Origin of the sequence: Streptomyces scopuliridis RB72 (assembly GCF_000718095.1) — a bacterium.
Lineage (GTDB): Bacteria > Actinomycetota > Actinomycetes > Streptomycetales > Streptomycetaceae > Streptomyces > Streptomyces scopuliridis.
This window is the reverse complement of the sequence record NZ_JOEI01000013.1, coordinates 228,892-250,718: the sequence shown is the minus strand read 5'-3', so window position 1 is coordinate 250,718 and position 21,827 is coordinate 228,892. Positions and strand designations below refer to the sequence as shown.

Annotated in this window: 20 protein-coding genes and 1 pseudogene; 14 read left to right on the top strand and 7 right to left on the bottom strand. The window is 70.8% G+C overall.

Features of this window, described 5'->3' with window-relative positions:
• The first annotated feature begins 37 nt into the window (after positions 1-37).
• From IF11_RS0118590 to IF11_RS0118570, 5 genes are all read left to right on the top strand, one after another.
• The gene (locus IF11_RS0118590) at positions 38-787 is read left to right on the top strand and encodes a hypothetical protein (RefSeq protein ID WP_030352752.1); all 750 of its coding nucleotides are present in this window, start codon (positions 38-40) and stop codon (positions 785-787) included.
• A 77-nt stretch (positions 788-864) separates the two neighbouring features.
• Complete coding sequence (locus IF11_RS0118585; RefSeq protein WP_030352751.1) at positions 865-1,776, top strand: phosphotransferase family protein; 912 nt, start codon at positions 865-867, stop codon at positions 1,774-1,776.
• Position 1,777: 1 nt separating this feature from the next.
• Entirely contained in the window at positions 1,778-2,470 is a 693-nt protein-coding gene (locus tag IF11_RS0118580) for a class I SAM-dependent methyltransferase (RefSeq protein ID WP_030352750.1), read from the top strand.
• Positions 2,471-2,504: 34 nt separating this feature from the next.
• Positions 2,505-3,092, top strand: a complete 588-nt coding sequence (locus tag IF11_RS0118575; protein WP_030352749.1) for an HAD domain-containing protein — start codon at positions 2,505-2,507, stop codon at positions 3,090-3,092.
• Between the two features lie 18 nt (positions 3,093-3,110).
• The gene (locus IF11_RS0118570; protein WP_051746040.1) at positions 3,111-3,299 is read left to right on the top strand and encodes a tyrosine-type recombinase/integrase; all 189 of its coding nucleotides are present in this window, start codon (positions 3,111-3,113) and stop codon (positions 3,297-3,299) included.
• A 65-nt stretch (positions 3,300-3,364) separates the two neighbouring features.
• Here IF11_RS0118570 and frc read toward each other — a convergent pair whose 3' ends face one another.
• Together frc and oxc are read right to left on the bottom strand one after the other, a co-directional pair.
• On the bottom strand, positions 3,365-4,639 hold the full coding sequence (gene frc, locus IF11_RS0118565; RefSeq protein WP_030352747.1) for a formyl-CoA transferase: 1,275 nt from the start codon (positions 4,637-4,639) through the stop codon (positions 3,365-3,367).
• Between the two features lie 73 nt (positions 4,640-4,712).
• Positions 4,713-6,464, bottom strand: coding sequence for an oxalyl-CoA decarboxylase (gene oxc, locus IF11_RS0118560; RefSeq protein ID WP_030352746.1), 1,752 nt, complete (start codon positions 6,462-6,464; stop codon positions 4,713-4,715).
• A gap of 89 nt (positions 6,465-6,553) precedes the next feature.
• Here oxc and IF11_RS0118555 point away from each other — a divergent pair, with 89 nt between their 5' ends.
• The 3 genes from IF11_RS0118555 (at position 6,554) to IF11_RS0118545 (ending at position 10,791) form a co-directional block, all read left to right on the top strand.
• Positions 6,554-8,161, top strand: a complete 1,608-nt coding sequence (locus tag IF11_RS0118555; RefSeq protein ID WP_030352745.1) for a FadD7 family fatty acid--CoA ligase — start codon at positions 6,554-6,556, stop codon at positions 8,159-8,161.
• A 228-nt stretch (positions 8,162-8,389) separates the two neighbouring features.
• Positions 8,390-9,877 carry a multicopper oxidase family protein gene (locus IF11_RS0118550; RefSeq protein WP_051746039.1) on the top strand — a complete coding sequence of 496 codons (1,488 nt, stop codon included), beginning with the start codon at positions 8,390-8,392 and terminating at the stop codon, positions 9,875-9,877.
• A 293-nt stretch (positions 9,878-10,170) separates the two neighbouring features.
• A complete protein-coding gene (locus tag IF11_RS0118545) occupies positions 10,171-10,791 on the top strand; it encodes an L-threonylcarbamoyladenylate synthase (RefSeq protein WP_030352743.1) in 621 nt (206 codons plus the stop codon).
• 96 nt (positions 10,792-10,887) lie between these two features.
• On the opposite strand, the gene IF11_RS0118540 is transcribed toward IF11_RS0118545, so the two are convergent.
• A complete protein-coding gene (locus tag IF11_RS0118540) occupies positions 10,888-11,955 on the bottom strand; it encodes an NAD(P)/FAD-dependent oxidoreductase (RefSeq protein WP_051746038.1) in 1,068 nt (355 codons plus the stop codon).
• A 150-nt stretch (positions 11,956-12,105) separates the two neighbouring features.
• On the opposite strand from IF11_RS0118540, the gene IF11_RS0118535 reads away from it, so the two are divergent.
• Together IF11_RS0118535 and IF11_RS0118530 are read left to right on the top strand one after the other, a co-directional pair.
• Positions 12,106-14,058, top strand: coding sequence for an SMI1/KNR4 family protein (locus IF11_RS0118535; protein ID WP_051746037.1), 1,953 nt, complete (start codon positions 12,106-12,108; stop codon positions 14,056-14,058).
• Positions 14,055-14,648: a GNAT family N-acetyltransferase gene (locus IF11_RS0118530; RefSeq protein ID WP_051746036.1), complete on the top strand. Its 594-nt coding sequence runs from the start codon at positions 14,055-14,057 to the stop codon at positions 14,646-14,648. The genes IF11_RS0118535 and IF11_RS0118530 overlap by 4 nt, the downstream gene beginning before the upstream one ends.
• A 109-nt stretch (positions 14,649-14,757) precedes the next feature.
• Here IF11_RS0118530 and IF11_RS0118525 read toward each other — a convergent pair whose 3' ends face one another.
• On the bottom strand, positions 14,758-15,024 hold the full coding sequence (locus tag IF11_RS0118525) for a hypothetical protein (RefSeq protein WP_030352739.1): 267 nt from the start codon (positions 15,022-15,024) through the stop codon (positions 14,758-14,760).
• 286 nt (positions 15,025-15,310) lie between these two features.
• On the opposite strand from IF11_RS0118525, the pseudogene IF11_RS42135 reads away from it, so the two are divergent.
• Positions 15,311-15,943 (top strand): annotated as a pseudogene (locus IF11_RS42135) (hypothetical protein); the annotation flags it as partial.
• A gap of 93 nt (positions 15,944-16,036) precedes the next feature.
• Here IF11_RS42135 and IF11_RS0118510 read toward each other — a convergent pair.
• A complete protein-coding gene (locus IF11_RS0118510) occupies positions 16,037-16,936 on the bottom strand; it encodes a Gfo/Idh/MocA family protein (RefSeq protein ID WP_030352738.1) in 900 nt (299 codons plus the stop codon).
• 15 nt (positions 16,937-16,951) lie between these two features.
• On the opposite strand from IF11_RS0118510, the gene IF11_RS40935 reads away from it, so the two are divergent.
• The 3 genes from IF11_RS40935 to IF11_RS0118495 all read left to right on the top strand — a co-directional run bounded on the left by IF11_RS40935 (position 16,952) and on the right by IF11_RS0118495 (position 19,422).
• Complete coding sequence (locus tag IF11_RS40935) at positions 16,952-17,179, top strand: hypothetical protein (protein WP_030352737.1); 228 nt, start codon at positions 16,952-16,954, stop codon at positions 17,177-17,179.
• A gap of 88 nt (positions 17,180-17,267) precedes the next feature.
• Entirely contained in the window at positions 17,268-18,287 is a 1,020-nt protein-coding gene (gene glnII / locus IF11_RS0118500; RefSeq protein ID WP_030352736.1) for a glutamine synthetase, read from the top strand.
• Positions 18,288-18,702: 415 nt separating this feature from the next.
• On the top strand, positions 18,703-19,422 hold the full coding sequence (locus tag IF11_RS0118495; protein ID WP_030352735.1) for a winged helix-turn-helix domain-containing protein: 720 nt from the start codon (positions 18,703-18,705) through the stop codon (positions 19,420-19,422).
• Between the two features lie 58 nt (positions 19,423-19,480).
• On the opposite strand, the gene IF11_RS0118490 is transcribed toward IF11_RS0118495, so the two are convergent.
• A complete protein-coding gene (locus tag IF11_RS0118490; RefSeq protein WP_030352734.1) occupies positions 19,481-20,962 on the bottom strand; it encodes a PepSY-associated TM helix domain-containing protein in 1,482 nt (493 codons plus the stop codon).
• Positions 20,963-21,045: 83 nt separating this feature from the next.
• On the bottom strand, positions 21,046-21,759 hold the full coding sequence (locus tag IF11_RS0118485) for a hypothetical protein (protein WP_051746047.1): 714 nt from the start codon (positions 21,757-21,759) through the stop codon (positions 21,046-21,048).
• Between the last annotated feature and the right edge of the window lie 68 nt (positions 21,760-21,827).

Genomic DNA, 21,827 nt, shown 5'->3' with positions numbered 1-21,827 from the left:
CTGTGCCAGAACCCGGCCGAACAGAGACGGAGACACGGTGACCACCATCGACACCACGGCCATCACGGTCGAGCTGCCCGAGGCGTTCGACCCGCGCTGGAGCCGCCTGCCCGGCATCCAGGTCGACGGCCGACGCATCACCATCGACCCGGCCGAGTACTTCTTCCGCTTCGAGTCCAACACCTGGCTCGTCGCCGACTGGGAGCTGGTCAAGTCCCAGCTCCTCGGTGTGGACGAGACGACCGAGAGCGCGGTCGAGCAGCTCGCGCTCGACTTCATCAAAAACCACGGCGAGTCCACCTCGGACGCCGCCCGCGTGCTGACCACCGCGTACGAGGTGTACGCGTACCTCTTCCGCGACGGGCACCTCGCCAGCCTTGCCCTCGCCCAGATCACCGCCGACCACCTGCGGATGCTCCGCGAGGCGGCCACGCTCATGGCGCTCAACAAGGTCGAGCCGGACGGGCACATCTCCAACGTCGGCCCGTGCTGGTTCTTCCCCGCCGCCACCTCCGTCGTCTTCGACCTGGACGACAAGATGGGCGGGATGCTCGACGAGGTTTACCACGGCGGCTGGTTCAACGAGCATCGCCGCATCGAGTCGGTCAAGGCCCACGCCGCGCTCGGCGGGCGGCTCGTGCACGGCTGCCAGTCCGTGCCGGACCAGTCCGGCGGCGTCGTCGCGCCCTACGGTGCCTCGATGGCGAACTTCCGTGACGACCTCGCCGCGTTCAAGGCGGGCTGGATCGAGCAGGTCTACGCCCACCGTGTGAACCCTGCCGCGTAACTCACCTCCCGATCAGGCTCCGGGGCGGGCCGGTATCTCTCGCCCACCCCGGACGCCTCCAACCGACCGGAGCCCCCATGAGCCCGAATCCCAGCGCCGAACTCCTCGACAACCTGCTCACCGTGGCCGGCCAGTCCACCGCCGTACGGGAGGAGGTGCGTGTGTGGTCCATGTCCGGAGTCGAGCGTGTGACGTTCCCCGACGGCACCACGGCCATCTTCAAGTACGCCAAGAGGCCGTTCGACAGCGAGGACCAGGCCCTCCGCCTGGCCCACACCCTCGGCGTTCCCGTCCCCCAGGTCCACGCCTCCGCTGTTCTGGACGGCTGGCTCGGCATGCTCATGGAGGACCTCGGGCCATCTGTCCGCGAGGCCGATGACCTGGACGGTGTCGCCGCGGCTGTGGTCCTGCACGGCACCCGTACGGCTTCCCCCTTGCCCGTCCTCGACCAGGAGCGGCTACGCATGCTGCCGGCCCGGGCGCTGGAGCATCTCGAACGGCTGCGCAAGGCCGACCGGTGGCAGGACGCCGACGACATCGAGGATGGGCTCGACCGGATCGCCCAGGCCGCCGAAGCCCGCTCGGCCGGAGCGACGATGGCACCCTTCGGCTGGGTGCACTCCGAGTTCCACCCCACCAGCCTCCACATCGGTAAGCACGGCTGGCGGCTGCTCGACTTCGCCCGCGCCTTCACTGGTCCCGGCCTGCTCGACCTCGCCAGCTGGCACGGCACCATCGAGCCTCCCCACCCCGTGCGCCTGCGCGTCTTCCTGGAGCAGTACGTCACCGCCGGAGGCACCCCCGACGCCCTCGCCCCGCGCGGCGGGCTCACCGCCGAGAACTGGGCCCTGGGCTGGCACCGCATGTGGGCCGTCGAGTGGTTCGTGGAGCAGTCCATCCGCTGGATCAACGACCCGGCCACCGACCCCGCCTACCTCAAGGCCGTCCGCCGCCACCTCACTGACGTCCTCCACCTCCTGGAGATCTGACGTGCTCGCCCAGGCTTCCCCGTGGCACGCGCACGCCCTCCAGCGCACCGCCGCCGGACTCGCCGAACCCCTCGCCGTACCCGCCCGGATGGAGTGGACCACGAGGCCCGGCCAAGGGCCCGGCGCCGACGTTCTCGGGCCCGACCTGCGCGGCAAAAGGCTCCTGGAACTCGGCTGCGGCCCCGGTCACAACGCCGCCCACCTCGCCACCCGCCACGGCGTCCACGCCACTGGGGTCGACCTCGTCGGCCTGCAGGTCCGCCGCGCCCGCTCCCACTACGGACGGCTGAACAATCTCACCTTTGTGGCCGGCCACGCCCTGCACTACCTGCACGCCTCCGACGAGCAGTTCGACGCGATCTACTCCGTCTTCGGAGCCATCGGCCTCGTCGCCCCCGAGCTCCTCCTCCCGGCCATCGCCCAACGCCTCACGCCCGGGCGAGTGCTGGCCTTCTCTGTCCCCCACCCGCAGCGTGGCGGCCGAAGCCCCTCGGGTGACGACCGTCCCCGCCGCGACCACGTCACTCTTCCCGACCGCACCCGGCTCCCTGTCGCCCGCTGGGAGTTCTCCAGCGACCGGTGGGAGAAGCACCTCAACCAGGCGGGTTTCTGGCTCATCTCGGCCCAGGAGTTCTACGACCCCCGCATGGGTCGCTGGCCCACCACCCTGCTGATCCGCGCTCGCAAGCTCTGACAGCCATCCGCCCCGGCTTCGCCTGGAGGAACCGATGCGCCTGCCCTACCTGCTCCTCGACATCGACGGCGTCCTCATCCCCTTCCCCGACACGGACGGCTCGACCCCGGCCACCCACGCCCGCCACGACGTCGTCCCCACCGGGCGCAGCGCCGACAACCCGGTCACCGTCTGGCTCGACCCCGCCCACGGCTGCCTGCTCATGGACGTGATCCGTACCGGCCTGGTCACCCCCGTCTGGTGCACCAGCTGGCGTCAGGACGCCACCACCCTGATCGGGCCCCTCCTCGACCTCCCGCCCCTGCCGCACATCGACCTGCCGCGTCCCCAAATCACCACCAGCCACCCCAACGGCTACCTGTGGAAGCGCGACCACGTCGACGCCTGGCTGGGCGACGCCCCCGCTGTGTGGATCGACGACGACTTCACCAGCCTCGACCATGCTTGGGCCGCGGAGCGCACCACCCGTGGCGCGGCGACCCTCCTGATCCAACCTGACCCCCGTGTCGGGCTCCAGTCTGAACACCTGGCCGAGGCCCAGGCGTGGGCGAAGGCGGCCCTTGAGGCGATCGGCGTCATCAAGGCGGTGAACGACAAGCCGGTCGGCAAGGGCCGTAGGTAGGAGGCGTGCCGCGACAGGATGATGCACGCCCTCCGGCATCTCTTCGCCTCGGAGGCGATCAACGAGGGCGTGGACGTATACACGCTCGCCGACCTGCTCGGGCACGAAGACCCGTCCTTTCCCCTGCGCCGGTACATGCATTGTGTAACGGGGGCAGTCGACAAAGCGCTCAAGGCAATAGGACAGCGATACCGTTCGGTGGCCTAGTCTTCCACTGGTTGTCAGGCCGCTCTGATGTAGCTCCGGCGACTGCTCGATACCCACGAGGACCGTCAGACGACTACTTGGTTGGCGTGCATTTTGGCGATGTCGTCGGCGTCGTAGCCGAGTTCGGTGAGGACTTCGTCGGTGTGTTCGCCGAGGAGTGGGGCACTGGTGATCGTGGGGGTGAAAGTGGAGAACTTGATCGGGCTGCCGACCGTCAGGTACGTGCCGCGCTGTGGCTGGTCGACCTCGACGATGGTGCCGCTGCGGCGCAGCGCGGGGTCGTAGGCGATTTCCTTCATGCTGAGTACCGGTGCGCAGGGGACGCCGAAGCGGCGGAGGATGTCGACCGCCTCGTACTTGGTCTTGCCGGCCAGCCATTTCTCGATCTCGGCGAAGATGTCGAAGAGGTGCGGCTGGCGGGCCTCGGCGGTGTTGTACGCCGGGTCGTTGATCCACTCGGGCCGGTCGAGCGCCCGGCAGGTCTGCTCCCAGTCCTGTTCCTGGATGGTGAAGTAGACGTAGGCGTTGGGGTCGGTCTGCCAGCCCTTGCACTTGAGTACCCAGCCGGGCTGGCCGCCGCCGCCGGCGTTGCCGCCGCGCGGGACCACGTCGGTGAACGTGCCGTTCGGGTACTGCGGGTACTCCTCCAGGTAGCCGGCCTTCTCCAGGCGCTGCTGGTCGCGCAGTTTGACCCGGCACAGGTTGAGCACCGCGTCCTGCATCGACACCGACACCTTCTGGCCCTCTCCGGTTCTCTCCCGGGCGAGCAGTGCGGTGAGGATGCCGATCAGCAGGTGCATCCCGGTGTTGCTGTCACCGAGGGCCGCGGCGCTGACTGTCGGCGGGCCGTCCCAGAATCCGGTGGTGGAGGCGGCGCCGCCGGCCGCCTGTGCCACGTTCTCGTAGACCTTGATGTCGGACCACGGCGAGTCGTCGTTGAAGCCCTTGACGGAGCCGTAGACCAGGCGCGGGTTGAGCTCGTGGATGTGCTCCCAGGGCAGGCCCATGCGGTCCATGGCGCCGGGTGCGAAGTTCTCGACCAGGACATCGGCCTCGCCGATCAGTTTCTCCATGACCTCCTTGCCTTCCGGGGTCTTGGTGTTGATCGCGAGGGAGCGCTTGTTGCTGTTGAGCATGGTGAAGTACAGCGCGTCGGCGTCGGGGATGTCGCGCAGTTGGTGACGGGTGACGTCGCCGCCGTTGACACGCTCGACCTTCAGCAGGTCGGCCCCGAACCAGGCGAGCATCTGGGAGCACGCCGGGCCGGCCTGGACGCCGGAGAAGTCGATCACCTTGATCCCGGTGAGCGGCAGGTCAGTGGTGAGCGGCCGGTCAGTCATGATGCGTTCCCTTCCGGGTGGTGGGCGGTGTGCCGGGTGGTGGGCGGTATGGACGGGCCGCCGCCGGGCGTGCTCACCGCTTCGCCGGGGCGTCGGCGGCCGCGGCCGTGACTCCCCGCGGGTTGAGGTCGGCGAGGTGGCCGCTCTCGGTACCGGCGGTGGGGTCGATCACGCAGTCGATGAGGGCCGGGCGGCCGGAGGCCAGCGCGTCGGTGAGGGCGGTGGCGAGCTGGGCGGGCGTGGTCGCGCGGTAGCCCTTGCCGCCGAATGCCTCGATCAGGCGGTCGTGGTGGGCGTGGAGCATCAAGGTGGTGGGTGACGGGTCGGCGGAGGCGGTGTTGGTCCCATCGCCGCGGTAGACGCCGCCGTTGTTGAGGATGATGACGACGACGGGCAGCTGGTAGCGGCATATGGTCTCCAGCTCCATGCCGCCGAAGCCGAAGGCGCTGTCGCCTTCGACCGCCACGACGGGGTCGCCGCTCTCTACGGCGGCGGCGATCGCGTAGCCCATGCCGACCCCCATGACGCCCCAGGTGCCGCTGTCGAGCCGGTGGCGCGGCAGTTGCATGTCGATCACGTTGCGGGCGAAGTCGAGCGCGTTCGCTCCTTCGTTGACGACGTAGGCCCGGGGGTGCTCGTGCAGGACGTCACGTATCGCCCGCAGCGCTCCGTAGAACCGCATCGGGTGCGGGTCGGCCTTGAGGTGGTCCGCCATCTTGGCGGCGTTGTGCGCCGAGCGCTCGGCGAGCTCTTGGCGCCACGGCGAGGCGACCTTCACCTGGCCGGGCTTGGACCGCTCGGTGAGTACCTCCATCACCGACCCGATGTCTCCGACCAGCGGGGCGGCGATGGGCTGGTTGCTGTCCAGCTCGGTGGGCTCGATGTCGACCTGGATGAACCGCGCGTCGGGGTTCCAGTGAGGTGGTTCGCCGTGGCCCAGGAGCCAGTTCAGCCGCGCGCCGACGAGCATCACGACGTCGGCCCGGCGCAGCGCCAGCGAGCGAGCGGCAGCGGCCGACTGCGGGTGGTCGTCGGGCAGCAGGCCCTTGGCCATCGACATGGGCAGGAACGGCAGGCCGGTGGTCTCGATGAACTCCCGGGTCCGCTGGTCCGCCTGCGCGTACGCGGCGCCCTTGCCGAGTACGACCAGCGGCCGTTCGGCGGCGGCCAGCAGCTCGATCGCGCGGTCCACCGCCTCGGGCGCGGGCAGTTGGCGCGGCGCCGGGTCGACGACGCGCCACAGCGAGGCCGCGCCCGTCGCGGCGTCGATGACTTCGCCGAGCACCGCGGCGGGGAGGTCGAGGTACACCCCGCCGGGGCGGCCGGAGACCGCGGTGCGGATCGCCCGGGCGACGCCGCGGCCGATGTCCTCGACCCGGTCCACCCGGTAGGCGGCCTTGGCGAACGGCTTGGCCGCGGCCAGCTGGTCGAGTTCCTCGTAGTCGCCCTGCTTGAGGTCGACGATGTGCCGCTCGCTGGACCCGGAGATCTGCACCATCGGGAAGCAGTTCGTGGTGGCCTCCGCGAGCGCGACCAGCCCGTTGAGGAAGCCGGGGGCGGACACCGTCAGGCAGATGCCCGGCCGTTTGGTCAGGAAGCCGGCCGCGGCGGCCGCGTGGCCCGCGTCGCTCTCGTGCCGGAAGCCGATATAGCGGATGCCCGACGCCTGCGCGACCCGGGCCAGGTCGGTGACCGGGATGCCGACCACCCCGTAGATGACCTGGACATCGTTGAGTCTGAGTGCGTCGACGGCCAGGTGGAACCCGTCGGTGAGGGGCAGGGCGTCGGCGGTCGCCGTGCCGCCCGGTGCGGAAACGGTTGCCATGATCCAATTCCCCTATGTCGGGATTGCTCCTTTTGGCCCTATCCTTCCACTATCGGCGGGACGTCGCCTGGTGCGAGGAGGTGGTGGCCGTGTCCGTACCGACCACGGCGTCCGTGTCCGGCGCGGAACCGTACCGGCCCCCGGGGCTCACCGGTCTGGCCGACCTGCTGGACGAGGGGCTGCGGGAGCGGCCCGAGGCCCGGGCCCTGGTCATCGGCGGGGACCGGGTGCCGCTGACGTACCGCTCCCTGGCCGGCCTGGTCGGGCGGGTGGCCACCCGGCTGGGCGCCGAAGGGCTGCGGCGTGGTGACGCGGTTGCCTTGACGGGCGCCAACACCGTGGAGTTCGTCGTCGCGCTGCTCGCCGCGGCGCGGGCCGGGCTGGTCGTCGCTCCGCTGGACCCCGCGCTGCCCGAGCCCGAGGTGTCCGCCCGACTGCGGGCACTGGGGGCGCGGGTCGTCGTGGCCGGCGCTCCGGCGCCGGAAGCCGTGCCGGTCGGGCGAGGGTCGGTGCCGGGCTGGATCCTGCGGATCGACGCCCCCCGCGCCGGGCGCGTGAACGCCACCCTGGATACGGTGCACGCCACCCTGGATGCCGAGGGCCGCGCGGCGCACCGCGTGCCGGGCGCTGCGCCGGGACTGACGGCGCGGGACGCCCTGGTGCTCTTCACCGCCGGCACCACCGACCGGGCCAAGATGGTGCCACTGACGCACGCCAATGTCGCGGCGTCGGTACGCGGCATCTGCACCGGCTACGAGCTGGGGCCCGCGGACGCGACGGTCGCCGTGATGCCCCTCTTCCACGGTCACGGCCTGCTTGCGGGGCTGCTGGCACCTCTGGCGGCCGGCGGGTGCGTGCTCCTTCCGGCGCGCGGGCGGTTCTCGGCGCACACCTTCTGGGACGACGTACGGGCGGCGGGCGCCACCTGGTTCACCGCCGTCCCGACCATCCACGAGATCCTCCTGGAGCGGGCGGCACGTGAGTACCCCGGGCCTCAGGTGGCGCCGCTGCGCTTCGTCCGCAGTTGCAGCGCGCCGCTCACCATCGCGACCGGCCGGGCACTGGAGCGCACGCTCGGGGTGCCGGTCCTGTCCGCGTACGGGATGACCGAGTCCACGCACCAGGCGACCAGCCAGCCGCTGCCGGGGCGCGGGGTGCCGAAGCGCGGATCGGTCGGCCGGACCACCGGGGTGGACCTGAGGATCGTCGGCCCGGTCGGGAAGGACTGCGCGCCCGGCACGGTGGGGGAGGTATGGGTGCGCGGCCCCACGGTCACCCGCGGCTACCTCGGCGATCCGGCGGAGACGGCACGCGGCTTCACCGACGGGTGGTTCCACACCGGCGACCTCGGCTCCCTGGACAGGGACGATGACCTTTTCCTCACGGGCCGGATCAAGGACCTCATCAACCGCGGCGGCGAGAAGATCTCCCCCGAGCATGTCGAGGACGTGCTGAGCGGCTGCCCCGGCGTGACCGAGGCGGCGGTCTACCCGGTTCCGGACGCCACGTACGGACAGCGGGTCGGCGCGGCCGTGGTCACCCGCGACGGCGCCGACACCGGTCGGATCCTGGCGTACTGCCGGGCCCGGCTGGCGCCGTACGAGGTGCCAGACCGGCTGGAGATCGCCCACGCGCTGCCGCACACCGCCAAGGGCGCGCTGGACCGGCAGGCGGTAGTGGAGCAGTACGCGCGCTGAGCGCCGAACCCCCGGGAACCGACGGCCTCGCCACCCCTTCAAGCCCCGACACTCCCGCACAAGTCATGCCGGATTGCGGCGAATCGGTAGAAGATACGGCGATGGTGACCGAGTTCCCCCGTATGAACACCCATCAGTTCGCCATGAACACATGTCAGTTCATCCTGTCCGGCTCGTGTGGCCTCAAGCTTCGCGAGCATGACACGCACCCCCCAAAGAGAGACCGTCATGCGCTCATTCTCCAAGGTGGCCGGGTTCCTCGTCGGCCTGGCTCTCGCCGTGACCTGGCTGTCCGGCTGTAACGGACCGCCGTCCGAACAGGCGGCGTCCGGCGCGTTGTCGGCGGGTCTGCAGGCCAGAGGCACGGATCTCCAGGACCCGCCGGAGGTGGTGAGCCACCATGGGGTGCTGCGGACCACCGTCGTGGTGGAGCGGCGCAAGGTGTGGGTGGGCGACCGCCGGCTGTGGGCGCTGACCTACAACGGACGCTATATGCCGCCCACACTCCGCGCCCGGCCGGGCGACCGCATCGAGCTCGCCATGGTGAACCGCGTCGGGGCGAAGTGGCAGGGCATCGGGGCGGACACCAACGTGCACGTGCACGGACTCCACGTCTCGCCGCGTCAACCCGCCGATGACATCTTCATCTCCATCAAGCCCGGTACGACCTACCACTACTCGTACCGGCTGCCGCGGGACCTCACGCCGGGCACGTACTGGTACCACTCGCACATGGACATGTACTCGGCCGGGCAGGTCGCCGGCGGCGAGTCGGGCCTCATCGTCATCGACGGTCTACGGAAGTACCTGCCACCGTCCCTGCGCCATATCACCGAGCACGTGGTCGCCTTGAAGGACAATCAGATCCAGGGCGACGAGATCAAGATCAATCCGCTGTCCATCCAGGCGAAGACCAACCGCACGGTCAACGGCCAGCAGAATCCGGTGATCCGCATCCGTCCCGGCGAGACCCAGCTGTGGCGGCTCGCCAACATCGGCGCCAATATCTACTACAAGCTGCACCTCAAGGGCTTCACCTTCCATGTGATCGCCCAGGACGGGTATCCCGTCCACCGCGTCTACTCCGCGAAGACGCTGATCGTCTCGGCCGCCGCCCGGTACGACGTGCTGGTGCAGGCCGACCGGGCGGGCACCGCCCAGTTGGAGACGCAGCCGTTCAACACCGGGCCGGCCGGCAACACCTTCCCGCAGGTGAACCTGGCGACGGTCGTCACCGGCGGCGACCCCGTGGACCGGGCCCGCATCCCGTCCCACTTCGGACCCCTCGTCGACCTCACCCACGCCAACGTCGCGGGCCGCAAGACGATGGTGTACACGGAGCAGGCCAGCCCGGCAAAGTACTTCATCAACGGCAAGTATTTCGACCCGAACCGCGTCGACTTCGTCTCCCGGCTCAACACCGTCGAGGAGTGGACGGTTCGCAACGACACGCAGGAGGACCACTCCTTCCACGTCCACACCAACCATTTCCAGGTGATGTCCCTGAACGGGAAGGCCGTGGACCCCGCCAACTCCTGGCACGAGACGGTCAACATCCTTCGCGGGCAGAAGCTCGTCCTGCGGATCCGCTTCTCGGACTTCACCGGGCGGACCGTGGTGCACTGCCACATCCTCAACCACGAGGACATGGGCATGATGTCCGTCCTGAACATCGTTGACGGACACACGGGCCACGGGAAGGGCGCCGAACACTGACCACGCCCCGGGTACTGTCCGGTCGGTCCTCGCCGCCCGCGAAGACCGACCGGACAGTACCCAGTCCTCGACACCGGCCCCTTCGACGCCGGACGCGGCCCGAGACCGCGGATGTCGAAGACCGTCCTGGCCGCCCGATACGTCGAACGGGTGCGCCGCGGGGGCACCGTCGCACTCAACGGTCTGCTGCCCCCCCGGCGAGGTGCCCCTGCTGGGCAACATCGACGAAAGGCTCGGCCTCCCGGGTTCGGCGCCCTCCGAGCGCCGGGGGGCCGGTCACCTAGACTCGGCGAATGGCGAAGTATTTCGACGTGCACCCCGAGAATCCTCAGCGCCGCACCATCAGCAGCGTGGCTGACATCATCCGATCCGGCGCGCTCGTCGCGTACCCGACAGACTCCTGTTATGCGCTGGGATGCCGGCTGGGCAATCGTGAGGGCATCGACCGGATCCGGTCGATCCGGAACCTCGACGATCGTCATCACTTCACCCTTGTGTGCCAGACCTTCGCGCAGCTGGGTCAGTTCGTGCACGTCGACAACGACGTGTTCCGCACGATCAAGGCAGCGACGCCCGGCAGTTACACCTTCATCCTCCCCGCGACGAAGGAGGTGCCGCGCCAGTTGTTGCACCCGAAGAAGAAGACGGTCGGAGTCCGGATTCCGGACCATGTCGTCGCTCAGGCTCTGCTCGCCGAACTCGGTGAGCCGCTGGTCTCCAGCACCCTGCTCCTGCCCGACGAGGAGGAGCCGCTGACCCAGGGCTGGGAGATCAAGGAACGGCTCGACCACGTGGTGGACGCCGTGCTCGACTCGGGCGACTGCGGCACCGAGCCGACCACGGTCATCGACTTCTCCGGCGGCGAACTTGAGATCGTACGTCGGGGGGCGGGCGACACCTCGCGGTTCGAGTAGCACCGTCGATGGCATCACCACGCGTGGGACGCGTCGTGCAGGGTCGGACCGGGCGGGCCCGGGCGCTCGTGACCCGTCACGTCGGTCTCCGTCTTCTCAGAGGCCGTGCCGGGAGCCGCCGCGCATGCGGTGCTCTGCGGCCTCCCGTTCCCTCCTCGGCGAGAACGGATCACGGCGGGCGGCCACGGCCCGGCGCGTGTCCTCGGCGATCAGGTCGGCGTTGATCGCCGCGGCGGCACGTAGGCCCGCGGCGGCGGCGCCGACGACCTGCTCCATCAAATCGGTGACATTGCCGGCCACCCACACCCCGGGCACGTCCGTCGCGCCGACCGGGTCGGAGGCGATGTACGTACCGATCACCTCGCCGCCCCTCTCCTGCTCGACGGGGGCCAGGCCCAGGCTCGTGAGGAGGTCCGCGCGGGCGGTGAAGCGCGGCGCGACCACCAGGGCCCGGGTGGGGATCGTCCGTCCGCCGGCCAGGGTGACGCCGGTGAGCCGGTCGCCCGTCACCTCCAGGCCGGTCACCTCGCCGTCCACCACAGCGATGCCGCGGGCGGCGAGCTGCTCGTACTCCTCCTCGCCCGGATCGGGCGCGGTGTGCAGGAACAGCGTCACCTCACTGCTCCACTGCCGCCACATCAGTGCCTGGTGCGCGGCGAGCGGCCCGGTGGCAAGGACGCCGATCGGCTGGTCCCGTACCTCCCAGCCATGGCAGTACGGGCAGTGCGGCACCTCGCGTCCCCACCGCTCGGCCAGGCCGGGCACCGGCGGCAGTTCGTCCACCAGGCCGGTGGTCACCAGCAGCCGCCGCGCCAGGACCGTCGTCCCGTCCGCCAGAGCGACACGGAAGCCGCCGGTGTCCAGGCGCTCGGCCGCCACGGCGTCGCCCGCCATGATCTCGCCGCCGTAACCGGTCACCTCCGCACGGCCCGCGGCCAGCAGCTCCGAAGGGGGTGTGCCGTCACGCGTCAGGAAGTTGTGGACGTGGGACGCCGGGGCGTTGCGCGGCCGGCCCCCGTCGATCACCAGTACCGACCGCCGTGCCCGCGCCAGGGCCAGCGCCCCGCTCAGCCCGGCGGCTCCCCCGCCCACGACCACGACGTCATGGCGGCGCTCCCCGGGCCGGGGGGCGATGGTTCCGTTCTGCCTTGTTTGATCACCCATGCGCACTATTACCTCCGTTCACTGGAGATAGTCCGCCCACCCCTCGCCATTCGACAAAGCGGTTTGCGGATTCGGCAAAGAGGGAGGGTGGGTCCGGTGTCCCTGTGGAGACAGGTGTCCGTTGTCAGTGGGCGCTGGCACCATGACCGCATGAAGACCTACAACTGGCGCCCCTTCCTTGAACGGTGGAGTGCGGACTGGCTCGACTCGCCCGGCGCGCGGGGGCGGGGGGATGTGGACGAGACGGTCCTCCGGGACCGGTGGCTGGGGTTCCCGGCCGCCGGGGAGGACCGGATCAGCGAGCTGGAGGAGCGGTTGGGGGTGCCGCTGCCGCCCACGTACCGGTCGTTTCTGGCGACCACCGACGGGTGGCGGCCCGCGGGGACGGCTGTCAGCCGGGTGGGCGCGGCGGAGGGCGTCCACTGGTACGGGGATCCCGACGGCCTTCAGGCGGTCCACGAGGGCGCGTTGGACGAGTACGCCTCCGAGGAGGAGGTGCTGAGGGCCGGTATGTGGGGCAGGGCGCTGCGGCTGTCCGCAGCCCTGGACACGGCCGCCCCGGACACGGCCGAGGTCCTGCTCGACCCCGGCGATCCGGACGCCAACGGGGAGTGGGCCGCCTATCTCCACCGGGGCGGGGCGGGCGGCGAACGGCCGGAGCGCTACGGGTCGTTCATGGATCTCATGCAGGCCCTGTTCCGGGAGTTCCACCGCGCTCACGGGGACACGCCCGGGTTCGTGAACGAGACGACGCGCGAGCTCGACGCCGACATCGAAGAGGCGCGGCTGGCCTGTCTGGACGGTGAGGACATCGACGGCGCGCTCGAACTGCTCACCGAGGCGGACGAGTGCGGCCGGCCCCGCGCCCGTGGGCTGCGCGTCCAGATGGAGGCGATGCTGCGCGGCGGAAGCGGGGGCGGTAGCGGAAGCGGCGGATCAGCGGATCTGTGTGTCGTCGGGCGGATGGACGATCCGTTGTACGCGCGGGAACTGCTGCCGCTGGCCGCGCTGGAGCACCTCCGGGCGGGCCATGACGAGGCGGAGTTCCTCCGGTCCCCCGACGAGCGTGATCATGACGGGGACGACGAAGACGACCGAAAGCCGGCGCTAGCCCTGCTGCGGGAGATCGATGAGCGTACGTTCCGGTACGAGGCTCCCGGGCCCTTCGGCGACGCGGTCGCCTCGGCGCGTGAACAGGCGCGGTGGGGCGACACGGACAGCGCGTGGCGCACGGTAGCGGCGGCCGTGGCCGGCTGGGAGCCGTACGGCGAGGAGCACATAGCCCCCGTCGGGCTGCTCGCCGACCCCCTCCTCGGGCCGGTGATCACGGCGGAGCGCGGGCGGTACCTCCTGGAGACTCCCCGGGCCGGTGGGCAGAGCGCGGCGGACGACGGTGAAGTGGAGGCTCCCCGGGCGAGGGCGGACGGGCTCGGCTGGCTCGCCGAGGACACCCGGCCACCGGCGCCGGACGCCTATCGTTTCGTCCTCGTGCACGGCGTCTCGCCGCAGGAGTTGGCCGAACGGATCGGCCAGGGACCGCTGTTGGCGCCGTGCGACGAGTCGGAGGCCGGGCAGGCGATACGTATCGGATCATGCAGAGTCGGGGACGGGGACAGGGACGGATCCGGGGCCGGGGGCGGAGACCGGGGAACGGGCGGAGGGAGCTGGAGTTTCGCGTTCGGGAGCGGGCGGAACGGTACGGAGCCGCCGAGTGAGGCGGTGTCGCGGGGCACGAAGTCGGTGACGGTGTGGTGCGAGCGCGGCGGCCGGTCAGCGGCGCTCCCCGGCATCTTCCACTTCTCCTACGCGGAGGACGGGGAGCGCGTGTACGGATTCACCGTGCGCGACGGCGAGACCGAGGAATGGGGGGCGATTCCCGACGCCCTCGACCCCGGGCATCTCTTCCCGGACGCGGTTCTCGACTGGGAGGAGGACGCGGACGACGACTCGGACTCTGGCTCGGACTCTGGCTCGGAAGGCAGTTGGGCGCTGGATCCCGATGACGAGTACGAGAGTCTCGACGCCATCGCGGAGGTGTTCGGGGTCTCCTTGCCGCGCTTCGCGATCCGGCACGGACGGCTGCACGCGGTCGCGACCTCATGACCTCGATCAGTACCGCGGTCATCGATACGGAGCGGCTGGCGCTGCTGCCGCTCCGTGTCGCGTACGCCGAGGAGATGGCCGCCGTACTCGCCGACCGGGCGCTGTACGCGTATACCGGCGGGACACCCCCGACGGTCGAGGAGTTGCGCTCGCGCTATGCCCGTCAGGTCGCGGGCTCGCCCGACCCGGAGGTCGTCTGGTGCAACTGGATGATCGGCATCCGCGAGGAGGCACACGCCACTCGGCGCTCGGCGGATTCCGCGGAGCCTTTCGCGGGCTCGTTGGCCGGCTACGTACAGGCCACCATCGGCCCGGACGGTGACGGGCAGGTCGCCGAGATCGCCTGGGTGGTGGGGACGGCCCGGCAGGGGCGCGGTATCGCCACGGAAGCGGCGCGGGGGCTCGTACGGTGGCTGAAGGAGCAGGGCGTGCGGACCCTTGTCGCCCATATCCATCCGGACCATGGTGCATCTGCCGCCGTCGCCAAGGCCGTTGGGCTGGCGCCCACCGGTGAACGGCACGACGGCGAGGTGCGGTGGCGGTGGACCGCTGATCAGCGACCGGCGGTCGGCGGTCGGGGCACGAGCTGACCGCGTATGAGCGACGATGCCCCGCTCGACTCCTCCCCCGGACGCGGAAGAGAAGCCGAACGGGGCACAACGTCAGCCCGGCCCCGGCCCCGGCCGCCCCGGACAGGCTTTAACCGATCAGGGCTCGCACCATGCGGCAGGTGGTGTCCGACGGCGGATGGATCCCGATGCGGGCCGCCGTCCTCCGTATCCTGCCGTTGTTCGCGTTCGCCGGGTGGTACACGCCCGAGTCGAGCAGGGCGATGGCGAGGCGCATGGCCTTGAGCCGGCGGTTATGGGTCTCGTACCACTCACGGGGCTGACCCGCGGGCAGTGGCTTGCGCTTGAGGGTTGGGTGACTCTCGAAGGGTTTCGTCGGCATGGTGGCAACGGCCATCGGCGACCTCCCGGCGCGGTGGTTGTTCCCTCACGAACTACCTCCATTTTACCGCCCCCCACTGACAATCGCCCCTGGCCAGAGGCCATTTGACGACTAGTTCTCCCGCCACCCGGCCGTCATGTGCGGGCGCTCTTGACGCCTGCGGCGTGCGCGGGACGCGTGAGGGTTGTTGCCGACGTCACGGCGGTGACCGTTGAGACGAACGGCCGCGCCGCTCGTACGTAATGACACACGGAACCCGACCGGCCGCCCTACAAGGCGCCGGGGACAGGAGCCCCCACACGTGTCCCGAAAGAAGACCTTCAGCGGCCGGAAGAAGCTCGCCCTGCTCGTCGGCGCGGCAGCGTTGGTGGGCGGTACGGCGGTGGTGATGACCGGTACCAGTCAGGCGTCGGTGGTCTGCGACGGACTGGCCACGGCCCTGGGCAACAACGAGAGCTTCATCGCCGGGCAGCGGGCCGCCCCGGACGCGCAGTCCGAGGCGCGGATCGCCAACCGGGTAGCCGTCATCGAGGAGATCAAGCGGAAGCAGGCGGCGTCCGGCTGCGAAGTCGGACAGGGCGGTCAGGTCAGCCAGGTCGGTGAGGCCGGTCAGGGCGGTCAGGGCGGAGACGGCAGCGGTGGTGCGGACGACGGGGCCGGGGCCGACGATGGGGCCGGGGCCGGGGCGCAACCACCGGCCGGTGCGGAGGCCGAGGGCAATGTCGTCTGCGCCGGTTCCACCGTCACCCTCTCCGGCGAGGCGGGCGCACCGGCCGCTTCGAGCAATCAGTTCCCCGTCGGCACCACGCTCCGCGTGACGAACCTCGACAACGACAAGTCCACCACGGTGCGGGTGACGTCGGTGTCCGGTAGCTGCGCCCTGCTGAACGACGCGGCGTTCGAGCAGGTCCGCGAGCGGGGCAAGTTCCTGATTCTCCCCAGTACTGGACGTACTGGGGTGATCCCGACAACGCGGCGAGCGTGCGTGCCAGGCGTCGCGGGCCCGCGAAGATCGGCCGGACAGGACCTAGGCGTTCAGCTGCTGCTCCGCCCCCGCCAGGATCTCCGTCAGCCGGAGCCCGAACCGTACGTCGCAGGCGTGCGGCTGGCCCGTACGGACCGACTCCAGCAGCGCGTCGATCGCCGCCCCGAACGAGGTCACCGGGTCTCCCCAGTCCTCCGGCAGCACCGCCGTGCCGTGCTCGCCCCGGAGCTCGATCCCGGTACCCGCGCCCGCCTTCGGCGCGCTCAGGCTCAGCGCCACCGAGCTGGCCGCCCCGGAGACATGCCGCAGTACGAGGTGGGTGAGGTCCGGCTCGGTGCGTACGGCCGTCACGTCGCTCACCTCGCCGAGCAGCGGGATCAGCGCGGACAGCGCGTGCGGGCCGACGTCCCAGAGGCCGCCCTTCTCGCGGCGCCAGGGGGATTCGGCGTACGGGCTGGTCTCGCCCGGCGCGTAGAGGGCGCCGAGCCAGTACGCGTGGGCGGTGAACCAGCCGCCCTTCGCGGCCTGCTCACCGAGCCAGCCCGCGGTGCCCGCCGCGAAGCGCAGCGTGCAGAAGACGACGGACGCGACCCCGGCGGCCGCCGCCGCGTCCGCCACCTCACGGGCCCCCGCCACGCTCGTCGCGACCGGTTTATCCATGAGGAGATGGCAGCCCGCCGCGGCGGCGCGCGCCGCGAGCGGTGCCTGGATGTCGGGCGGCAGGGCGAACGCGACGGCGTCGCTCTCGGCGAAGAGCGCGTCGAGGCCGACCTCGCCCGAATGGGCTGTGGTGTCATGGGCGGCGGCGAGAGCCGCGGCGGCCTCGGGGCGCCGCCCCCAGACGCCGCTGAGTTCGAGTCCGGGATGGGCGGCGAGGGCGGGGGCGTGGGTGCGCTCCGCCCAGGGGCCGGTGCCGAGGAGTCCGATACGTGGCTTGCTCATGACGGCCAGTGTGCCGTGTCGGTACCCGCGACCGAAGTCGCGGACGGGGACGGCTCCGGCTCGACCGGGAGGGGAGGACGAGCGCGGTTCATCCGAATCCCCGTATACGACCGCTATATCTCGTACATCCCGCACGGATTCGTCGTTAACTGGTCGGGCAACGGCGGCACCCTCGCCGAGCTGGTCCGCAGGATTCACGCCGCCGGATTCGACACGCTGCTGAAACACAGGAAACCTGGGTAACGCGTGGTTCACAGAAGGGCAACAGCCGGGAAATCACAGATTGCGAAGCTTCGGGGCATACCTGCTGCACCCGCAAAGGATGAGGCCCGTGACCTTCAAGGCTGAGTACATCTGGATCGACGGCACCGAGCCGACCGCCAAGCTGCGCTCGAAGACGAAGATCCTCAACGATGGCGCGGAGCTGCCCATCTGGGGCTTCGACGGGTCGAGCACCAACCAGGCCGAGGGCCACGCCTCCGACCGGGTGCTCAAGCCGGTCTTCTCCTGCCCCGACCCGATCCGGGGTGGCGACGACGTGCTCGTCATGTGCGAGGTCCTGAACATCGACATGACGCCGCACGAGTCCAACACGCGTGCGGCGCTGACCGAGGTCGCGGAGAGGTTCGCGGGCCAGGAGCCGATCTTCGGCATCGAGCAGGAGTACACCTTCTTCAAGGGCGCCCGTCCGCTGGGCTTCCCCGAGGGCGGCTTCCCGGCCGCTCAGGGCGGCTACTACTGCGGTGTCGGCTCGGACGAGATCTTCGGCCGTGACATCGTCGAGGCGCACCTCGACAACTGCCTGAAGGCGGGTCTGGGCATCTCCGGCATCAACGCCGAGGTCATGCCGGGACAGTGGGAGTTCCAGGTCGGACCGCTGGCACCGCTGGAGGTGGCGGACCAGCTGTGGATCGCCCGCTGGCTGCTCTACCGCACCGCCGAGGACTTCGACGTCTCCGCGACGCTCGACCCGAAGCCGGTGAAGGGCGACTGGAACGGCGCGGGCGCGCACACCAACTTCTCGACCAAGGCGATGCGCGAGGGGTACGACGCGATCATCACCGCGTGCGAGTCGCTCGGCGAGGGCTCGAAGCCGCTCGACCACGTCAAGAACTACGGCGCGGGCATCGACGACCGGCTGACCGGTCTGCACGAGACCGCCCCGTGGAACGAGTACAGCTACGGCGTCTCCAACCGCGGCGCCTCGGTCCGTATCCCGTGGCAGGTCGAGCAGGAGGGCAAGGGGTACATCGAGGACCGCCGCCCGAACGCCAACGTCGACCCGTACGTGGTGACGCGGCTGATCGTCGACACCTGCTGCACCGCGCTGGAGAAGGCCGGCCAGGTCTGACCCGTCCGACCCATCGGTTCGGTTCAGCTCACCGCACTCCACGAGGGGGGCGGCCGCCACACGGCGGCCGCCCCCCTCGTCGCGTCCCCCCGCCACGCACTGCGTCGGCCCGCCGCGCACTGTGTCGGCCGTCACGGGACCGCGCCGTATCGACAGCCGAAAGGGGCCTGCTGCGCCCGACCCGTATCTGCTTCAATGGGGACATGGCCAGCTTCCAGCACCCCGCGACAGGTCGTTCCGACCTTGAGCCGTTCTGGCCGTCCCGGCAGCATCACGACTTCGACCGGGTGTGTTGCCGCGCGAGGAACGCGTCGGCCCTCTAAAGCCTTTTTCGGCCTTCGGCCGCCGCGCATGACGTACGTCCCCGTCCGTCCGTCGATTCGACGACTCCTCCGCGCGAAAGAGCTGACCTCCCATGGCGAATCCCCGCCCTTTCTCCTCCGCGTCCGCGTCGGCGACCGCCACCGCGAGCGCGACCGCGACCGCAGCCGCACTGAACCAGAAGCGGCCCGCGCCGGGCCGGCACCGGCTCCGGGCCGTCGACCGTGACGAGACCGCCCCGGTCGCCCGCCCGGCTCCCGTGACGCTCCCGGCTCTCCCGGCGGGGGTCACCGCCGGACAGGTCGTGGACTTCCTGCCGCCCGGCGCGACCTGGCTGCCCGCGCCCCAGCACACCCTGCCCTCGCTGCCGGGACAGCCGCCGATGGTCGGCTATCTCGTCCTCGTACCGGCCGATCAGCACGCGGCGGTGCTGGCGGCGGCCTCGGCACCGTCCCTCGCCACCGCGGAGACCGCGGGCAGCGGCGCCGGCGCGGGCACCGACGGCGCCGGATCCGGGGCACGGGGCGCCGACAGCGGCCCTGTGTCGATCGACAGCGTCCAGCGGACCGCCGTCGTGGACGGACATCAGCTGGATCTCACGTATCTCGAATTCGAGCTGCTCGCGCATCTGGTGGCCCATCCCCACCGGGTGCACACCCGCGACCAGTTGGTGACCACGGTCTGGGGTTACGGGCATGTGGGCGACGGACGCACCGTCGATGTCCATGTGGCCCGGCTGCGCCGCAAGCTGGGGGCCGCCCACCGCCACAGCATCCAGACGGTACGGCGGGTCGGGTACAAGTACACGCCCTGAGAGGGGCGAGGCGGAGGCCCCGCCGGTGTCGGCAGGGCCTCCGCGATTTTCGATCCAGTCAGGTACGGGCGCGAACGCGGGCCCGCAGGGCGAGCAGGCCGTCCAGTACGAGGAAGACCAGCAGGCTGATGCCCAGCAGCGGCAGGAACCAGCCGATCAGCGCCACGGCCGCCGCAAGCGGCAGCAGAGCGGTCAGTGGCACCTTGCGCCAGGCGCCGCGCGGTATCGCCCTGCCCGCGCTCAGCTTCCGCTCCTTGGTGGGTCTGCGCAGCCACCACATCCGGTAGCCCCAGCAGATGATCAGAATCAGCGAGAGGGCGAGCGCCGCGAGGGCCAGTTGGTTGGTGACCCCGAGGAAGAGGCCCATATGGGCGTCGATGCCGAAGCGGGTGAGCTTGGCGAGCAACGGGTAGTCGGCGAACCGCAGTTCGTCCATGACCATGCCGTTGGCGGGATCGATGGCGACCGAGTCGAGCCGTACCGGGAACTGCTTGTCGGTCTGCGCGACCACATAGCCGGTGCCCTCCGTCGGCAGGGTCACCGAGACCGGTCCGTCGAGACCAGCCTGACGGGCGGCGACGACCGCCAGATCGATACCGACGTCCCCGCCTGCCATGCCCTCCATCCCCGGCATGTTCTCCATACCGGGCATGTTCTCCATACCGGGCATCGACTCGTGGCCCTCATGTCCCTCGTGGGCGCCGCCGCCCGCTCCGCCGGTGCCCCCTTCGAGCGCGGCGGAGACCGCGGGAGTGGCGCCGCCCAGCTGGTCCTGGATCGAGCCGATGTTCTCGCCCGCGTACTTCGACCAGGTCAGCCCCGTGGCGGAGAGCAGCACCAGCCCGGTCACGGCCCACAACCCGAGTGAGCCGTGCAGGGAGAGCGTTCTGCGCCGGCCGGTGGCTCCGCGCTCGGGGGTGAGCAGCGCGCGCTTCGAGGCGCGCTTGCGCCCGATCCAGAGCAGTACGCCGCCGAGGGCCACCACCCACAGCCAGCTGGCGGCGAGTTCGCTGTAGACGCGCCCCGGCTCGCCGAGCAGCAGATGGCGATGCAGCTCGGATATCCAGGCGCGCAGCGGGAGGGCGCCCGAACTGCCGTAGCTGGTCAGCTCTCCCCGTACCTCCGCGGTGTACGGATCGACGAAGACGGCGAGGGACTTGCTCTCCTCTGCGTCGGGCGTGCTCATCAGGACGCGGGTGGTCGCGCCGTCCTCGGACGACGGGCTTACGGAGGTGACCGTGCCGTCCGGGCGGGCGGCACGGGCGGCGTCGAGCTGTTCGGAGAGCGGGAGGGTACGGTCGCCGACCGGGACCCGCAGCTCGTGGCGGTAGAGGACCTTCTCCGCCTGGAAGGAGAGCGCGTAGAGGAATCCGCTGGTGGCGGCGATCAGCAGCAGCGGGGCGATGAGCAGGCCCGCGTAGAAGTGGAGCCGCAGCACGAGGGGGCGCAGGGAACTCCAGAGGGAGGGGGTGCCGGAGCCGGCCGGGGCGGTCGGCGGGACGTCGGTCTCGGGCCCCTGTACGGGGTCGTCAATGGCCATGGCTGTCCTAGGTGTTGGCGTGGGCAGGGGGAAGCGGACCCCGGGTCCGCCCTGCCTGCCTGTCCGCCTGTCTGCCTGTTTACCTAAGCTCGGACAGTTCGGACAGTGGTGATGAGGGCCGTTGCCGGGGCCGTCGCGCGAGAGGTACGGCGCGCGGGCGGGCCCCGCCGCGACAGGGTGTGCGCGAGCACGACGCCACGGAAGCGGTGCGCCGCGGGAGCGCGTCGTATCGTTCCTGTCGGACGTGGCGCGAGGGGCGGCCGGGCCGCGGTCAGCAGCAGCCGGAGCGGGGAGAAGGCCAGGACGCCGAGGGCGCTCGCGAGCCGGAAGAGCGCGGCCTCGCCCCGGGCCAGCCAGAGCGCGCAGACGGCCGCGGCGAGGAGATGGGCGGCGAGCATCCCCGCCGTGCCGTCCAGGCCGAAGGGGACAGCGGCGTCGACGGGGAGAATGGCGGCCCCGGAGCCCTCCCTCATGTCCATGCCCGTACCGGTGCCGGTGGCAGCGCCATGAGGCAGGTGACTCGGTGCCTCGGCCCCGGCGAACGGCAGCGCTCCGGCGAAGATCAGATGCAGTCCGCCCTGGACGGTGAGCAGCCCGGCCCCGATCGAGCGGAACCCGCGCCGCCGGCCGCCCGCGAGCCAGGCCACGCCCGCGGTCACCCCGAACGCCGTCCACAGCGCGCCGAGCGGGATCTCATGCCCGGATGTGAACGAATGCCCCACCGCCGCCAACGTCACACATACCGCCGCGAAGGCGGCGGCCCGCAGGGCGCGTATCGGTGACGTGGCGTCTGTCATGGTGGCCACATGCTGCCATCCGCACGGCGCGTACGGCAGATCCCTGGGTTCCGTGATTCTTCCGGCAG

Coding starts and splice junctions, on each gene's coding strand:
- IF11_RS0118585 (WP_030352751.1), top strand. CDS start 865: ATGAGCCCGAATCCCAGCGCCGAACTCCTCGACAACCTGCTCACCGTG.
- IF11_RS0118575 (WP_030352749.1), top strand. CDS start 2,505: ATGCGCCTGCCCTACCTGCTCCTCGACATCGACGGCGTCCTCATCCCC.
- IF11_RS0118570 (WP_051746040.1), top strand. CDS start 3,111: ATGATGCACGCCCTCCGGCATCTCTTCGCCTCGGAGGCGATCAACGAG.
- frc (WP_030352747.1), bottom strand. CDS start 4,639: ATGACTGACCGGCCGCTCACCACTGACCTGCCGCTCACCGGGATCAAG.
- oxc (WP_030352746.1), bottom strand. CDS start 6,464: ATGGCAACCGTTTCCGCACCGGGCGGCACGGCGACCGCCGACGCCCTG.
- IF11_RS0118550 (WP_051746039.1), top strand. CDS start 8,390: ATGCGCTCATTCTCCAAGGTGGCCGGGTTCCTCGTCGGCCTGGCTCTC.
- IF11_RS0118545 (WP_030352743.1), top strand. CDS start 10,171: ATGGCGAAGTATTTCGACGTGCACCCCGAGAATCCTCAGCGCCGCACC.
- IF11_RS0118540 (WP_051746038.1), bottom strand. CDS start 11,955: ATGGGTGATCAAACAAGGCAGAACGGAACCATCGCCCCCCGGCCCGGG.
- IF11_RS0118535 (WP_051746037.1), top strand. CDS start 12,106: ATGAAGACCTACAACTGGCGCCCCTTCCTTGAACGGTGGAGTGCGGAC.
- IF11_RS0118530 (WP_051746036.1), top strand. CDS start 14,055: ATGACCTCGATCAGTACCGCGGTCATCGATACGGAGCGGCTGGCGCTG.
- IF11_RS0118525 (WP_030352739.1), bottom strand. CDS start 15,024: ATGGCCGTTGCCACCATGCCGACGAAACCCTTCGAGAGTCACCCAACC.
- IF11_RS0118510 (WP_030352738.1), bottom strand. CDS start 16,936: ATGAGCAAGCCACGTATCGGACTCCTCGGCACCGGCCCCTGGGCGGAG.
- IF11_RS0118495 (WP_030352735.1), top strand. CDS start 18,703: ATGGCGAATCCCCGCCCTTTCTCCTCCGCGTCCGCGTCGGCGACCGCC.
- IF11_RS0118490 (WP_030352734.1), bottom strand. CDS start 20,962: ATGGCCATTGACGACCCCGTACAGGGGCCCGAGACCGACGTCCCGCCG.
- IF11_RS0118485 (WP_051746047.1), bottom strand. CDS start 21,759: ATGACAGACGCCACGTCACCGATACGCGCCCTGCGGGCCGCCGCCTTC.